The organism is Myceligenerans salitolerans (assembly GCF_017349295.1).
GTDB classification, from domain to species: domain Bacteria; phylum Actinomycetota; class Actinomycetes; order Actinomycetales; family Cellulomonadaceae; genus Myceligenerans; species Myceligenerans salitolerans.
In genome coordinates, this window is the sequence record NZ_JAFMPK010000047.1 from 396,699 (window position 1) to 411,269 (window position 14,571).

The following is a 14,571-nucleotide window of genomic DNA, read 5'->3' on the forward strand; positions in this document are numbered from 1 at the left end:
GTGACCGACCGCAACGACAACGGACCGACCGCATCGGCTCCCGGAATCCCTCATGCCTTCGGCAGGGCAGCCGCCGTACGAGGCTCGGCTGTCCGCCTGGCCCCGGCCCTGAGCGCCAGGCCGGTCGCCGCGACGCCGACGACGACGGCCGCCGGGAGCGGCACGGCCGTGACGCCCGCGGTCGCGACCACGGTGGAGAAGAGCGCGGCGCCGGCGGCGATCCCGCCGTTGAACAGGACGGGGATGAGTGCGCCCGCGAACGCCCGGCGCTCGGGTCCGGCGAGGCGGAGGATCAGGGTCTGCGCGAGCGGGGGCAGAGCACCTGACGCGACACCCCAGGCCACCACCGTGAGCACGCCGAGTGCGGGCTCGGCGTCGATCGCGAGTGCGGCCAGGGTCAGGGCGGTGGCGACGGTGGCGGCGACCAGGGCAGGGACCGTGCGCTCCCCGAACCGCCCGGCGAGCGCGACGCCGGCGGCGGACGCCAGGCCGAAGGCCAGCAGGAGTGAGCCGGTGCCGCCGGGCAGGATCGCGGCGCTCGTCTCGGTGAGGCGGGTGATGTAGGTGTAGGCACCGTAATGGCCCACGAGCACGAGCGCGACGAGCCCGGTCACGGTCAGCAGGGGTGCGGTGCCGTGGCGGTGCCCTGCCGGGGTCGCGCCGCCCGTGGCCGCCGTCGTGCCCGGGTCCGGGCGGGCGGGGGCGACGACGAGCCGTACCGCGACGGCGGCCGCGGCGGTCAGCACGGCGAGGCCCCAGAAGGCCGCGCGCCATCCGGCGGCGTCGGCCGCAAGGCGGGCGAGGGGGGTGCCGAGCACCATGCCGAGGGTCGCGCCACCGAGGACGACGGCGACCGCGCGGGCCAGCCGGCGCTCCGGGACGAGGTCGGCGACGTGCGCGTTCACCGTCGCCCAGAGCAGTCCGACGGCAGCAGCGCCGAGCAGCCGGGCGCCGACGGCGACGGCGTAGGTGGGGGCGAGCGCGGTGAGCGCGGACGAGGCGGCGAGGACGACCGTGCCGCCGGCGACGACTGCCCGCCGGTCGCGGTCGCGTACGAGGCGGACCAGGGGGAAGCTCGTCACGACGACGACGGCCGCCCAGAGCGAGACGAGCATCCCGGTGTCCGACTCCGCGACGCCGAGCCCGGCACTCATCGGGGCCAGCACGGCGGTGGGCAGCATCTCGGCGGTGACCATGAGCAGCGTGGTGCCGCCGAGCACGAGGAGAGAGGGCCAGGGCAGTGCCGGGTCGCGCGGTGGAGTGTTCATGTCGGAGACCGTAAACTTTGACACTGATGTCAATGTCAAGGCTTGTCGGGTGAGCGACGGTGGATCGCGCGGTACCCGGCGGGGCCGTGCGGGAGGACGGCGATGAGGATCGGTGAACTGGCCGGGCGGACCGGGGTCGCGCCGCGGCTGATCCGGTACTACGAGCAGCAAGGACTGCTCACCGCCGACCGCGCGCCCAACGGGTACCGCACCTACGGTGAGGAGCACGTGGAGCGGGTCACGCGCGTGGCAGGTCTCGTGCGCGCCGGGCTGCCGACGAAGCTCGTGAAGGTGTTGCTCGACATGGAGGACGCCGCGGCGGCCAGGGAGCCCACCTGTCCCCGGCTGGTCGCCGAGCAACTCGCCGCCGAACTCGTGGGCATCGAGGCGAACATCGCCTGCCTCACGCGCAGCCGCGACACGATCCGCGAGTTCCTCACCCGCACGGAGCACGCCGCGCTGCTGAGCGAGGCGGCGGCACGCTGACCGAGACGATAATCCGTTTCACACCGCTCGTCCCGCAGGCAGAATCTGCGGGTGAAGCTCTTCTCCCCCGCCACACGCGACGACGCGATCGCGCTGATCCAGTCCCACTCCCCCACGTTTCCCGTCCCTGGCCAGCGTGAGCTGTTCGGCGACTTCTCCCTGAACCGCCTGTTCGACCGGGGCGTACGCAGGCCCGACCTGGTCTGGGCGGCCGGGTCCCCGGACGCCTCGGACGACGCCGGAACGCGAGGGCTCGTCGCGGCACGTCACCTGTCCGACGCCGAAGGGCTGGTCGACCTGTTCGCCCTGCCCGCCGACCCGGCTGTCGTCGACGGCCTGCTGGGCGCGGCCACCGACTGGGCCCGCTCGCACGGCGGCGCGGTCGAGGCGTCCTTCAGCGCACCGGTCGCTCCCGACCCGCTCGTCGTACCTGCGGTGCGACAGGTCGTCGACGCGTTCGCACGGCACGGCTGGCGCGTCCTCGTCACACGCAGGCATTACCACGTCACGCCGCGGGACGGGATGGCCGGGGACATCGCACCGCTGGAGCTCGAACCCGCCGGGGACCGCCCCCGGGTCGAGGCCTTCGTCCGGCGGATGATGCCCGGTTCGCTGGACGTGCGGGACCGGGCGAACGTCGCGGCCAAGGGTCTGGAGCGGGCAGCCGCCGACGAGGCCGGCGACCTGCTGGGCGCCGACCCGATCGAGTGCTTCGGGATCGCGGTCCAGGACGGCCGGGACGCCGGGCTCGTGGTCCGCCGCGCCATGCCGAACGGCAACGGCTTCGTCTGCCAGGTCGGCGTGGCGGAGGACTTCCGCGGACGGGGCCTGGCGCGGCGTCTCGTCGCCACGGCCACCGCCGACCTGCTGGCTGCCGGCGCGACGACCCTCATCGCCGACACCGACGACACGAACGTCCCCATGATCCGCGCCTTCGCCGCGGCGGGCTGGGAGCCCACGGAGTCCAGGATCGACCTGACCCTCACGTAGGCACGGCGGACGCGGCACAAGGACGGGAGGAGGAGCTCGACGCCGACCGACGGGCCGAGGCAGGTCAGCGCCGGACGCCCAGGTCGCGCAGCTCCAGGTCCGCCAGGCGGCGGATCGCCGCCTCGTCGCCGTCCCGCCAGGCGGCGACCGGGTCGGCCGTGATCGCGGCCAGCTTTCTGACCGGCTGGTTCGCCAGGGCCCGGAGGGCGAACAGCTCGGACAGCGCGGATTCCCCCGCGCCGTCGCCCGCGGCCGAGAGCTGCCGGGCGGCCCGGCGGGCGGCGTGCGCACGGCGCACGAACCGGGCTCGCACCGGTACGTGGATCACCGCGACCAGCAGCACCGGGATCAGCGCCACCGCCAGCCCGACGGCGAGCGCCAGCTGCCCGACGGTCTCGACCATGGAGGCGCCCGCCGCCGCCAGGCCGTCGGCTTGGTTCGCCATGCCGCCGAAAGGTCCGGTGAGGTCGTCGCCCACGAGCGGGACGTCCGCGATCCGGTCCTCGACGTCGCGCAGCCGTCGGGCGATGTCGCCGGCCGCGGCCGTCGTCGCGTGCCCGGGCGCCGCGAGTTCGAGCACGGTGTCGCGTGCGCGGAACCCGGCCCAGATCCACGCTCCGATCCACGTGAGGAAGAGGAGGTCACCGAGGATCTGCCGGGAGCGGCGCGCGGGGGCGGCGGCGTAGAGCGTCATGGCGCCATCGTTCCAGAATGTCCGGAATCGAGTCGCGCGCCCGCCCGGACCGTGACCGGGGAGCCGTCCGCGACGAAGGCCGAGACCGGGTCCGCCTCCAGCGCCTCGGTGAAGCGCGGGCCGTAGACCTGGGCGACGTCGCAGTCGAGTCGCGCGTCCGCGGCCCGCCACACGTTCCAGCGCGGATGCTCGACGCGGTACTCGACGCAGCCGCCGTCACGCTGCGCGGCGTAGCCCCAGTAGTGCTCGGTGACGAACTCCTCCTGGGAGCCGGCCGCGGGCAGGTGGGCCTCTCCCGTGGTCGTCGCGTGCAGCCGGTGCCAGGAGCCGCCGTCGTACCAGGCGTAGCCGACCAGGCCGGCCGGGGTGGCGCCGTCGTCGGCCAGGTCGATGCGGTGCCGCATCGGGCGGGAGACGTACCTCTCGCCGTACGCGAGCCTGGCGACGGCGGCCAGCGCCGGGCGCGGGACGATCTCCTTGACGAACACGACGCCCCGGCGCGGCCCGTCGGGCGTGTCCCGGCGCACGTAGAACCGCAGGTTGATCTCGTCGAAGTGGCGGTGGAACGGCACGGGCACGCCGAGCAGCCGGGTGTCGAGGAACTCGAACCCGACCATGCTCACGAGAGTCATGCCGTTCCAGGTGTCGAGCACGACGCCGCGCGGTACGAGCGGGCGCAGTGCCTCCGGGTCGATCTCGTGGTTCAGCATCACGAGCCGCCGCCATTCGGCGGTGAGGAACGTGCGGGTGCGCGTCTCGTCGCGCGCGTCGCGGCCGGTCACACCGCGAACGTAGCAGAACGGACTGCGGCCCCGGCCGGACGGGGAGGCTCGCGATGCCGGCGGAGAACTGCGCACGGACGACGGCGGCCCGCGCCCGTCATCGCCAGGGCGCGCGTTCGTACTGCGGCTGGACCCCCACCCCGGTCTCCGCGACGCGCCCAACCCGCTCCCGCAGGACCCGTGCCGCGCGCAGCGGCCAGTGCGGGTCGCGCAGTGCCTCACGACCGAGCATCACCGCGTCGGCCGCCCCCTCCACCAGCACCTGCTCCGCCTGCGCCGGTTCCGTGATCAGCCCGACCGCGCTCACCGGCAGGCCGGACACCTCCCGCACCCGGCGTGCGTGGGCCACCTGGTAGCCCGGCCCCACCGGGATCTCGGCGGGCGCCACGCCTCCGGTGGACACGTCCACCACGTCGGCCCCGTCGGCCTTGAGGTGCGCGGCGACGGCCGCGACATCCTCGACCCCGAGCCCGTCGGCCCGCCAGTCCGTGGCCGACAGTCGCACCATCACCGGCAGGCCGTCCGGCCAGACCTCCCGTACCGCGCGCACGGACTCGCGCACCAGCCGTGCCCGCCGCTCGTCCGAGCCGCCGTACTCGTCGGTGCGCCGGTTGGCCAGTGGTGACAGGAACTGGTGCAGCAGGTAGCCGTGCGCCGCGTGAACCTCGACCACGTCGAACCCGGCCGCGAGCGCCCGCCGTGCCGCGTCGGCGAACTGCCCTGGTACGTCCGCGACCTGCTCCGGCGTCATCTCGGCGGGGACGGCGAGCCCGGGGAACGGGTCTGTCGTCGGGCCGGCCGTGACCCATCCGCCGTCGGCGACCGGCACGCTGCCGTCGAGCTCGTGGAACGGCGGGTAGGTGGACGCCTTGCGGCCGGCGTGCGCGAGCTGGATTCCGGCGCGGGCGCCGCGCGCGTGCACGAAGTCGGTGATCCGCCGCCAGGCGGCGGCCTGGTCGTCGTTCCAGATGCCGGTGTCCTGCGGGGAGATCCTGCCTTCGGGGACGACGGCGGTCGCCTCCGTCATGACCAGGCCGAACCCGCCGGTGGCCCGCGCGCCCAGGTGGACGAGGTGCCAGTCGCCCGGCATTCCGCCGGTCGCCGAGTACTGGCACATCGGGGCCAGCCAGGCCCGGTTCGGGACGGTGAGTTCACGCAGCACGACGGGCTGGAACAAGAGGCTCATGCCGCGCACAACCGGGTGTGTCGGGGTGGGATTCCCCGTGCCCGGATGATGGGCACCGTGCGCTTGGCACACTCTTCCGGACCGACGCTCACGTCGTCGCGGCCTTCTCGTTGAGCCGTGCCGCCTGCTTGAGCAGATGGGTCCGCTCCGCCGCGCTGTCGGCGGCCGCGGCGGCCGCCGCGTAACGGCGTGCCGCCTCCGCCCGCTCGCCCGCCATCTCCCGCAGGTAGGCGGTCGCGGCGTCGTACCGCGGCAGCCCGGCATCGAGTTCCGCGAGGACCCGCAGGCCGGCACGGGGGCCGTCGACGTGCCCGACGGCGATCGCCCGGTTCAGCTCCGCCACCCGGTTGCCCGGCGCGACGGACAGGAGTTCGTCGTACCAGGTGAGGATCTGCGGCCAGTCGGTCTCGGCGGCGGTGCGGGCGTCGTCGTGCAGGGCGGCGATCGCTGCCTGGGCCTGGTACTCCCCCAGCAGCTCGCGCGCGAGGGCGCGCTGAAGGATGTCGACGCCCTCGGCGATCATCGCCGTGTCCCACAGCGACCGGTCCTGCCGGTCGAGGGGGACGAGCTCCCCGGCCGCGTCGAACCGAGCGGCCCGCCGCGCGTGGTGCAGGAGCATGAGCGCCAGCAGACCCGAGGCCTCGGGGTCGCCGGGAACGGCCGCGGTCAGCTGGCGTGCGAGCCGGATCGCCTCCCCGGCCAGGTCCACCTCGGGCACCCGGGCCGACACCGGCTGGCCCGCCGGGGCCGCGGCCCGCTCCGACCCGCCCGCCGGGGCCGTGGCCCGCGGCCGGCGCCCGACGGCGGACGCGCTGGTGAAGCCCTCGTTGAACATGAGGTACAGCACGCGCAGCACGGCGGTCACGTCGCCGGGCGTCTCGAACCGCTCGCCCGCCACGGTGCGCTTCGCGCGGGAGATCCGCTGGGCCATCGTCGCCTCGGGCACGAGGAACGCCCGCGCGATCCGTGCCGTCGTCAGGCCGCCGACTGCGCGCAGGGTGAGTGCGATCGCCGATGCCGGGGTCAGCGCGGGGTGACAGCAGCGGCTGAGGACGAGGAGTGTGTCGTCGGTCTGCTCCGCCGGGCCCGACGGCGGCTCCAGGCCCACCCTCACCTCGCGCAGGGCGCGGGCCGACGCCGAGCGGCGCGCGTCGAGGAACTTGCGCCAGGCCACCGTGACGAGCCAGGCCTTCAGGTCCGCGGGCCGGCCGGTCCGGTCCGCCGGACCGGCTGCTCCGGCGCCGTCGTCCTCGCCCGCCCGTCGCCCGTCGTCCTCCACGACCTCGTTCCCCCAGCGGCGGACCGCCTCGACGAGTGCCTCCTGGACGGCGTCCTCGGCCGCCGCGAAATCTGCTCCGCGGCGCACGAGGACGCCCAGGACCTGCGGGACGAGGTCGCGCAGGGGCAGGTTCACCCCGTGACCTCGGACGCGTCGCCGAGGAACGGCCGCACCTCGATCCACTCGTGCAGCGGCTGCCCGCCGGGACCCGGCGCGGACGAGAGGTACGCCGCGGCCTCGTGGGCCCGTTCGTCCGACTCGACGTCGATCACGATCCAGCCCGCGATGAGGTCCTTCGTCTCCGCGAACGGACCGTCGGTCACCGGCGGACGGCCCTCGCCGTCGTACCGGACGAACGCGCCCCGGGGCGCGAGCGCCTGCGCGTCCACGAACTCGCCGCGCTCGCGCAGGTCGTCGATGACCTCGTCCATGAACGCGATGTGGGCCGAGATCTCCTCGGGCGTCCACCGGTCCATCGGGGACCGCGAGTTGGGGTGCTTCTCCGGGCCGCCGCGGTAGTGCTTCAGCATCAGGTACTTCATGGTTCCATCCTCCGGTCTCGGGCGGCGCGTGTCGCCGCCGACGCCCCTGGGACGGAACGGGGCGGCCGTTCTCGACATCGGCGACGAGCACATTCTCGCCCGGGAGGTCTCACGTGGTTCCGGGCGAGCGCTCGTCGTCCTTTCCACGGGCCGTCCCCGCGGGACCGGGGTCCGGCGACGGTTCGGCGGCCGGCGACGGCCCGGCGGTGCGTCCCGCGCCACGGCGCGAGAACCGGCGGCGCGGCGCCAGCTCCCCGAACTGTGCCTCCAGTGCCGCCCGCCGCTCGTCACCCAGGCCCTTGATCAGGCTGAACATCATGAGGAACACGAGGACGAAGATGGGCAGGCCGATCACGGTGATCACCTGTTGCAGGGCCCCGAGCCCGTCCTGGCCGGTGACCCCGCCGAGGATGATGAGCGACGCCGCGAGCGCACCCTCGCTGACGCCCCAGAAGACACGCTGCCGCACCGGGCCGGCGTCGGAGCTGCCGACGCACAGCATGTCGACGACGAGCGACGCGGAGTCCGACGACGTCGCGAAGAACAGCGCGACCACGACCACGGCGATGCCCTGGACGAGGGTGGCGGCAGGGAAGTTCTCGAAGAACGTGAACATGGCGAGCGCGACGTCCTGGGACACGGCCTCCGACAGTTCGCCACCGCTCCCGCCGATGCCGTCGATGCGCATCGCCGACCACCCGAAGACGACGAACCAGACGAGCGTGAACAGGGAGGGCGCGATCAGCACGCCGCCGATGAACTGGCGCACCGTGCGGCCGCGGGAGATCCGCGCGAGGAAGACGCCCATGAACGGCGCCCAGGTGACGGTCCACGCCCAGTAGAAGACCGTCCAGCCACCCTGCCAGCCCCAGCCGCCGTCCTTGGTGAACTGGGCCATCGAGTCGTTCCAGAACGCCAGGCGCACCAGGTCCTGCAGGTAGAGGCCGAAGCTCTCGAAGATCTGCCGCAGCAGGAAGACGCTGTCCTGGAAGAACACGAGCACGAAGATCATCAGGCCCACGGCCAGCATGATGTTGATGTTGGACAGGACCTTGACGCCCTTGTCGAGCCCCGCGACGATCGAGGACACCGCCGTGATGGTGAGCACCGTGATGATGCCGACCTGCAGCCAGGTGTTGTTCGGGACGCCGGGCAGCAGCGCGTTGATGCCGGCACCCACCTGCGACGTGCCGAGGCCCAGCGACACCGCGAGACCGAACAGCGTGCCCAGCACGGCGAAGATGTCGATCGTCTTGCCGATCGGGCCGTGGATGCGTTCCTTGAGGAAAGGGTAGAACACCGAGCTGACGCGGAGCGGCAGCTTGTACCGGTAGACGAAGAACCCGAAGGCCAGGCCGGGCAGCGTGAAGATCGCCCAGGTGTGCAGGCTCAGGTGGTAGAGCGAGATCGACATCGCGTCACGCGCGGCCTCGACCGAGTACGGTTCGACGCCGGCGAACGGCGGCGCGGCGAAGTGCGACATCGGCTCGGCCACGCCCCAGAACATCAGGACCGTGCCGATACCGCCGGCGAACAGCATCGCGAACCACGACAGGTTCGAGTACTCGGGCCGGGAGTCGTCGCCACCCAGGCGCAGATGGCCGTAGCGACTGAGCGCGACGTAGGCGAGGAAGATGAGCCATACCGTCACGCCGAGGATGAAGAACCACCCGAGGTCGGTGACGATCCAGTCCCGCAACGCTCCGAACACCGTGCCGATCCGGTTGGGCAGCACGAGCAGCAGGAGCAGGAACAGCACCATGAGCGCTGCCGAGACGAAGAAGATGACGGGATTCGTCCGCAGCCCCAGCTTCGTCGCGAGGGCGTCGAGTTTACGCTCGATCATGGATGGACCTTTCGTCACTGATCGCGCCGGAGGGGTCCGGCGCTCTGGCAGCGCACCAGCCTGGCAGCACCGGGGAGGTATGTCGCGCATTTACCGGATCTCCGCGAGTCGCCCCGCGACACACCAGAAAGTCGCTGCCGCTGGTGGCACTTCGACGGGAAACTGTCGTCTTTTCATCGTTTCGTGTCGCGGTGTCCGGTTCACCGTGCCACGATCGGGATATGCGCGCAGGGCCTGCTCCGGCAAGCGCGTCCGGCACGAGCGAGCACCACGACGTCACCCTGGCCTGGGAAGTGGGCATCGACGTCGGAGGGACCGGGTCACGGTTGCGCGGTGCGCCCGTGGGGCCGGACGCCGGCTCCACCGAGCCCATCGACCTCACCGGCGACCCGGTCCGCATCGTGTCGCGCCGTTCCGACGCGCCCGACGTCGTCGGTGATCTGTGCCGCCGCTTCACCGAGAAGGCCGGGCAGGGCACGACGACGATCGCCGCCGCCGTCGGCATGCGCGGCCTGCGGTCCATGACGCTGTCGCGCACGCTGAACCCCTACGACGTGCACGACAGCCTCACCGCGGCGCTCGGTGCCGGCCGGACCGCGGTCGCGAGCGACACCGTGACCGCACATCTGGGCGCGCTGCGAGGCCGCAGCGGTGCGACGCTCAACGTCGGGTCGGGAGCGGTCGCGATCGGCGACGACGACCTGGGCCGCCTGCACATCGCGGACGGACTCGGACCGCTGATCGGCGACAACGGCGGCGGGTCGTGGATCGGCGAGGAGGGCCTGCGGGCGGCGGCACGCGCCAGCTACCACGACACCCGCGGCTCGAAGCGGCTGCTCCACGAGGCCACCGCGACGCTCGGCCCCCCGGAGACGTGGGAGTCCAAGTTGCGCGACGCACCCGACCGGGTACGCGTGCTCGCCGAGTTCGCCCCGGTGGTCGTCCGCGCCGCGGCGGACGGGGACATCGTGTGCCAGAAGATCCTGGCCGGCTCCGTCCAGCTCCTGACCGACTGCCTCGCGGCCGTCCTGTCCCGGCCCGGCGTACGGCAGGTCGCCGCGACGACCGGACAGCTCATGGCCGTCGACTCGCCGCTGCGCGCGGCCGTGCACGGCCTCATGCCGGTCAAGCGGGTCGGCGTCGAGCTCGTGGACGCCGCCGGCACCCCGCTCGACGGCGCACTGCTGCTGGCCCGGCGGCTCGTGGAGGACCCGGAGTTCCCGTCCTACCGGCCGCTGCTGACCGTACGGACCGCCGAGTAGCTCAGGGGGGGCGCACCGTTCCGCGGCCGCGCGGGTACCGGCGACGCTCCCCGACACGCCGCCCGGCCGGCCTCTCGCCGGCTCAGCGCCTCGGCCGGTCCGTGACCCACAGGTGAATGGTGCCCTCGGCGACGACGGTGCCGTCGTCGCGGCGGGCGGTGACCGTGACGGGTACGTCCGGGTCGTCGGCGAGCCAGCGCGCCGGGTCGCACTCGGCGGTGCACGTGATGTCCGACGTCGATTTCGCCGTGTACGCGACGTCCATGCCCTTGGGCAGCCACCGCTTCGAGTCCGGGACGGTGGCCTCGGCCATCGCGCCCATCGCGGCCTCGAGCCCGTTGCACACCGCGATGGCGTGGACGGTGCCGATGTGGTTGAGCACGGCCCGCCGCTTGCGGATCACGAGCTCGCCGTACCCCGGCCGCACCTCGACGAACCGTGGGCGGATCGTGCGGAAGTACGGGGCCTTGAACCCGTAGCCGATGCCGAAGACCCGCTTGCCGAACGGCTTGTCGGCCAGCTTCCGCCACATCGTGTACAGCTCTGTCACGAGGCGTGACTCTACCGTCCCGCCGCACCGCGGCCGCCCACCGCCGCACCGCCCCCGGGGTCCTGGACACGGCGGCCGGACCGTGCCAGCCTGCCCGCATGGAATCCCGCGCGACGTCGAAGCAGCGCCGGCTCTGGGACCGGACGGCACCCGACTACGACCGCGGCATCGCCTGGTTCGAGCGCAACCTCCTGCGGGACGGGCGCGAGTGGCTCGGCGCCCGCACCCGCGGGAGCGTGCTGATCGTCGCCGTCGGCACCGGACGCGACCTGCCGTTCCTGCACGACGACGTGACCGCCGTGGCGGGCATCGACCTCAGCCCGCCCATGCTCGACCAGGCCCGCGCACGCGCCGCCGCGCTCGGCCGCGACGCCGACCTGCGCCAGGGCGACGCGGAGCGCCTGCCGTTCGCCGACGCCTCCTTCGACACCGTGACCTGCGTGCTCTCGCTGTGCAGCATCCCTCGCCCCGAGGCCGCCCTGGCCGAGGCGAAGCGGGTGCTGAGGCCCGGCGGACGGCTGCTGCTCCTGGACCACATCGGCAGCACCTGGCCGCCCGTCCGCCTGGGCCAGTGGCTCGTGGAGGCGATCACCGTCCCGAGCGCGGGCGAGCACTTCACCCGCCGCCAGCTCGGCCGGGTCCGGGACCTCGGCTTCGAGATCGTCGAGACCGACCGCTACGGCATGGGCATGGTCGAGCGCGTGCACGCGGTCAAGCCCGCGTAGGGGACGGTCCGGCGCGCACCGCACGGGGATCGCCACCGTCCGGTGGAGGTGGAGACCCCTTCACGCCCCGACGGTCTCCAGGACGCCCGCGCCGTACCTGGCGAGCTTGCTCTCCCCGACCCCGCTGATGCCGCCGAGCTCGTCCAGGCTCGCCGGGCGGGCCGCCGCGACGGCTCGCAGCGTGGCGTCGTGGAAGACGACGTAGGCCGGAACGCCCTGCTCCTTCGCGACACCCGCGCGCCAGGCGCGGAGCCGCTCGAACAGGTCGGCGTCCTCGGCCGACAGGTCGATGTCCGGCGCGGCCTTCGTCCTCGCCTTCGCCGCCACCCGGGCCCGCGCCCGCTCCGGATCGCGCCGCAGCCGCACCTCGCGGCGCCGGCCCAGGACGTCCGCACTCGCCTCCGTGAGCAGCAGCGTCCCGTGGTTGCCCTCGACGGCCAGGAGCCCCTGCGCCAGCAGCTGCCGTACCACCGTGCGCCACTGCCCCTCGCTCAGGTCCTCGCCGACGCCGAACACGGTGAGGTCGTCGTGTCCCCACTGGTTCACCTTGGGCGTCGCCTTGCCGCGCAGGATGTCGACCACGTGCCCGACGCCGAACCTCTGGTTGCGCTCACGGTCGAGCCGGTACACGGCCGAGAGGAACTTCTGCGCGGCGATCGTCCCGTCCCACGACTCCGGCGGCGCCAGACAGGTGTCGCAGTTGCCGCAGGGTGCGGCCTCCTGCCCGAAGTAGTTCAGGAGCTGGGCGCGGCGGCACTCGACCGTCTCGCACAGCGCCAGCATCGCGTCGAGATGCGTCCCGAGGCGCCGCCGGTGCGCGGCGTCGCCGTCGGAGCCGGCGATCATCTTGCGCAGCTGCACGACGTCGGACAGGCCGTACGCCAGCCACGCCGTCGACGGCAGTCCGTCACGGCCCGCACGGCCGGTCTCCTGGTAGTAGCCCTCGACCGACTTGGGCAGGTCGAGATGGGCGACGAAGCGGACGTCGGGCTTGTCGATGCCCATGCCGAACGCGATGGTGGCGACGACCACGAGACCGTCCTCGCGGAGGAACGCGGACTGGTTCCGCGCCCGGACCTCCGCGGGCAGGCCGGCGTGGTACGGCAGGGCACGGATGCCCTGCGCGGTGAGGAACTCGGCGGTCTCCTCCACGGACGCGCGCGACAGGCAGTAGACGATCCCGGCGTCGCCCGCGTGCTCGGTGCGCAGGAACTCGAGGAGCTGCTGCTTCGCACCGTCCTTCGGCACGATGCGGTACTGGATGTTGGGCCGGTCGAAGCTCGCGACGAAGTGCCTGGCACCGGTCAGGTCGAGACGGGTGGCGATCTCCTCGCGCGTGGCCCGGGTGGCCGTCGCCGTCAGGGCGATGCGGGGCACGTCGGGCCAGCGCTCGTGCAGGTGCGAGAGCTCGAGATAGTCGGGGCGGAAGTCGTGGCCCCACTGCGAGACGCAGTGGGCCTCGTCGATCGCGAACAACGCGATCTCGCCCCGGTCCAGGAGCCGTACCGTCGAGTCGAGACGGAGCCGCTCCGGAGCGAGGTACAGCAGGTCGAGCTCACCGTCGGTGAAGGCACGCTCGACGGCGCGACGCGACTCGGCATCCTGCGTGGAGTTGAGGAATCCGGCCCGGACCCCGAGCGCGTCGAGCGCGTCCACCTGGTCCTGCATCAGCGCGATCAGCGGTGAGACGACGACACCGGTCCCCCGCCGCACCAACGACGGGATCTGGTAGCACAGCGACTTCCCGCCGCCCGTCGGCATCAGCACGAGCGCATCCCCGCCGGCGACCACGGTGTCGACGATCTCCCGCTGCCCGGCGCGGAACCCCTCGTAGCCGAACACCCGGCGCAGGGCCTCGAGGGCAGGATCGACGGCGGTATCGGGCGAAGTAGCGGCGTCGGCGAGAGTCACGGCCGCCAGTCTAGGGACGGGGACCGACATCGGTCACCGCCGCCGCGCGACCTGTGGACGACCGCCGGGCACGACGTCCGTCCCCGCGCCGCGTGTCGGTGCCTCCCGGTACCGTGACCCCGTGACATTCAGCGAGGGCGGCCAGTTCGAGGGCGGCCGGGTGCGGCGCGGCGGAGGCCGGGGCGGCCGGCGGCTCGCCATCGGGGGCGGCGGCATCGGCATCGGCGCGATCGCCGTCGTGCTGGTCTACACGCTGCTCGGCGGCAACCCTGCCGACCTCCTCGGCGGTGACACGACCGGCGGTGGCTCCACGGGTCAGGAGCAGTACGTGGACAACTGCACCGCGGAGCAGGCCAACACGGACCGTGAGTGCCGCCTGTCCGCCACGGCACAGTCGCTCGACGCGTACTGGTCCCAGACGCTCCCGGCACAGGCCGGCACCGAGTACGTCGCGCCGGGTGTCGTGAGCTTCACCGGCGGCGTCGACACCGCCTGCGGCTCGGCGACCAGCGCCACCGGCCCGTTCTACTGCCCGGCGGACCAGACCGTGTACGAGGACGTACGGTTCTTCGACGAGCTGGAGCAGCGGTTCGGCGCGAGCGGCGGCCCGCTTGGCGAGATGTACGTGACCGCCCATGAGTTCGGGCACCACGTCGAGAACCAGCTCGGCGCGTTCGACCGGGCCGACCGGTCCGGAACGGGGGCGGACTCCGACTCGGTGCGGATCGAGCTCATGGCCGACTGCCTCGCCGGGATGTGGGCCGGGCACGCCGCGACCACACCGGACCCCGACACCGGCGTGCCGTTCCTCGAACCGATCACCGCACGGCAGCTCGACGACGCGCTGTCCGCGGCCGCCGCCGTCGGCGACGACCACCTCCAGGAGTCCGCCGGACAGGCGGTGAACCCCGAGGCGTTCACGCACGGGACGTCGAACCAGCGCGTGCGGTGGTTCACGATCGGGTACGAGGGCGGCACGGTCGACGACTGCGACGCCCTGTCGGCGCGCGACCTCTGACGGGAGACGCCCGCGGCCGGACACGAGAGGAA

14 protein-coding genes are annotated in these 14,571 nt (G+C 73.2%); 5 read left to right on the top strand and 9 right to left on the bottom strand.

Annotated features, from left to right (window positions below; genetic code table 11):
* Positions 1 to 50: 50 nt before the first annotated feature.
* The gene (locus J0911_RS15310; RefSeq protein WP_207276340.1) at positions 51 to 1,268 is read right to left on the bottom strand and encodes an MFS transporter; all 1,218 of its coding nucleotides are present in this window, start codon (positions 1,266 to 1,268) and stop codon (positions 51 to 53) included.
* Positions 1,269 to 1,370: 102 nt separating this feature from the next.
* Between J0911_RS15310 and J0911_RS15315 the strand changes: the two genes are divergently transcribed.
* Both J0911_RS15315 and J0911_RS21185 read left to right on the top strand, forming a co-directional pair.
* Positions 1,371 to 1,754, top strand: coding sequence for a MerR family transcriptional regulator (locus J0911_RS15315; protein WP_207276341.1), 384 nt, complete (start codon positions 1,371 to 1,373; stop codon positions 1,752 to 1,754).
* Positions 1,755 to 1,805: 51 nt separating this feature from the next.
* A complete protein-coding gene (locus J0911_RS21185) occupies positions 1,806 to 2,744 on the top strand; it encodes a GNAT family N-acetyltransferase (RefSeq protein WP_207276342.1) in 939 nt (312 codons plus the stop codon).
* A gap of 64 nt (positions 2,745 to 2,808) precedes the next feature.
* On the opposite strand, the gene J0911_RS15325 is transcribed toward J0911_RS21185, so the two are convergent.
* The 6 genes from J0911_RS15325 to J0911_RS15350 form a co-directional block, all read right to left on the bottom strand.
* Entirely contained in the window at positions 2,809 to 3,438 is a 630-nt protein-coding gene (locus J0911_RS15325) for a hypothetical protein (RefSeq protein ID WP_207276343.1), read from the bottom strand.
* A complete protein-coding gene (locus J0911_RS15330) occupies positions 3,435 to 4,220 on the bottom strand; it encodes a YqjF family protein (protein WP_307865109.1) in 786 nt (261 codons plus the stop codon). The genes J0911_RS15325 and J0911_RS15330 overlap by 4 nt, the downstream gene beginning before the upstream one ends.
* A 97-nt stretch (positions 4,221 to 4,317) precedes the next feature.
* The gene (locus J0911_RS15335) at positions 4,318 to 5,406 is read right to left on the bottom strand and encodes an NADH:flavin oxidoreductase/NADH oxidase (protein ID WP_207276344.1); all 1,089 of its coding nucleotides are present in this window, start codon (positions 5,404 to 5,406) and stop codon (positions 4,318 to 4,320) included.
* 88 nt (positions 5,407 to 5,494) lie between these two features.
* Entirely contained in the window at positions 5,495 to 6,820 is a 1,326-nt protein-coding gene (locus tag J0911_RS15340) for an RNA polymerase sigma factor (RefSeq protein WP_207276345.1), read from the bottom strand.
* Positions 6,817 to 7,227, bottom strand: coding sequence for a YciI family protein (locus tag J0911_RS15345; protein ID WP_207276346.1), 411 nt, complete (start codon positions 7,225 to 7,227; stop codon positions 6,817 to 6,819). Before J0911_RS15345 ends, J0911_RS15340 begins: the two co-directional genes overlap by 4 nt.
* Before the next feature lie 109 nt (positions 7,228 to 7,336).
* Entirely contained in the window at positions 7,337 to 9,073 is a 1,737-nt protein-coding gene (locus tag J0911_RS15350; protein ID WP_207276347.1) for a BCCT family transporter, read from the bottom strand.
* Between the two features lie 221 nt (positions 9,074 to 9,294).
* Here J0911_RS15350 and J0911_RS15355 point away from each other — a divergent pair, with 221 nt between their 5' ends.
* A complete protein-coding gene (locus J0911_RS15355; RefSeq protein ID WP_207276348.1) occupies positions 9,295 to 10,335 on the top strand; it encodes an N-acetylglucosamine kinase in 1,041 nt (346 codons plus the stop codon).
* Between the two features lie 82 nt (positions 10,336 to 10,417).
* Here J0911_RS15355 and J0911_RS15360 read toward each other — a convergent pair whose 3' ends face one another.
* Positions 10,418 to 10,885 (bottom strand): hotdog fold domain-containing protein, encoded by a 468-nt coding sequence (locus J0911_RS15360; RefSeq protein ID WP_207276349.1) that lies wholly within the window; start codon positions 10,883 to 10,885, stop codon positions 10,418 to 10,420.
* Between the two features lie 98 nt (positions 10,886 to 10,983).
* On the opposite strand from J0911_RS15360, the gene J0911_RS15365 reads away from it, so the two are divergent.
* Positions 10,984 to 11,610: a class I SAM-dependent methyltransferase gene (locus tag J0911_RS15365; RefSeq protein WP_207276350.1), complete on the top strand. Its 627-nt coding sequence runs from the start codon at positions 10,984 to 10,986 to the stop codon at positions 11,608 to 11,610.
* 60 nt (positions 11,611 to 11,670) lie between these two features.
* Here the strand turns inward: J0911_RS15365 and recQ are convergent, their stop codons facing one another.
* Positions 11,671 to 13,551, bottom strand: coding sequence for a DNA helicase RecQ (gene recQ / locus J0911_RS15370; RefSeq protein WP_207276351.1), 1,881 nt, complete (start codon positions 13,549 to 13,551; stop codon positions 11,671 to 11,673).
* 91 nt (positions 13,552 to 13,642) lie between these two features.
* On the opposite strand from recQ, the gene ypfJ reads away from it, so the two are divergent.
* Complete coding sequence (gene ypfJ, locus J0911_RS15375) at positions 13,643 to 14,539, top strand: KPN_02809 family neutral zinc metallopeptidase (protein WP_207276352.1); 897 nt, start codon at positions 13,643 to 13,645, stop codon at positions 14,537 to 14,539.
* Positions 14,540 to 14,571: the final 32 nt, after the last annotated feature.

Bases quoted from the DNA above. Each gene is read 5' to 3' on its own strand.
- J0911_RS15310 (WP_207276340.1), bottom strand. From the start codon at position 1,268: ATGAACACTCCACCGCGCGACCCGGCACTGCCCTGGCCCTCTCTCCTC.
- recQ (WP_207276351.1), bottom strand. From the start codon at position 13,551: ATGTCGGTCCCCGTCCCTAGACTGGCGGCCGTGACTCTCGCCGACGCC.
- J0911_RS15355 (WP_207276348.1), top strand. From the start codon at position 9,295: ATGCGCGCAGGGCCTGCTCCGGCAAGCGCGTCCGGCACGAGCGAGCAC.
- J0911_RS15335 (WP_207276344.1), bottom strand. From the start codon at position 5,406: ATGAGCCTCTTGTTCCAGCCCGTCGTGCTGCGTGAACTCACCGTCCCG.
- J0911_RS15365 (WP_207276350.1), top strand. From the start codon at position 10,984: ATGGAATCCCGCGCGACGTCGAAGCAGCGCCGGCTCTGGGACCGGACG.
- J0911_RS15315 (WP_207276341.1), top strand. From the start codon at position 1,371: ATGAGGATCGGTGAACTGGCCGGGCGGACCGGGGTCGCGCCGCGGCTG.
- J0911_RS15350 (WP_207276347.1), bottom strand. From the start codon at position 9,073: ATGATCGAGCGTAAACTCGACGCCCTCGCGACGAAGCTGGGGCTGCGG.
- J0911_RS15345 (WP_207276346.1), bottom strand. From the start codon at position 7,227: ATGAAGTACCTGATGCTGAAGCACTACCGCGGCGGCCCGGAGAAGCAC.
- J0911_RS15325 (WP_207276343.1), bottom strand. From the start codon at position 3,438: ATGACGCTCTACGCCGCCGCCCCCGCGCGCCGCTCCCGGCAGATCCTC.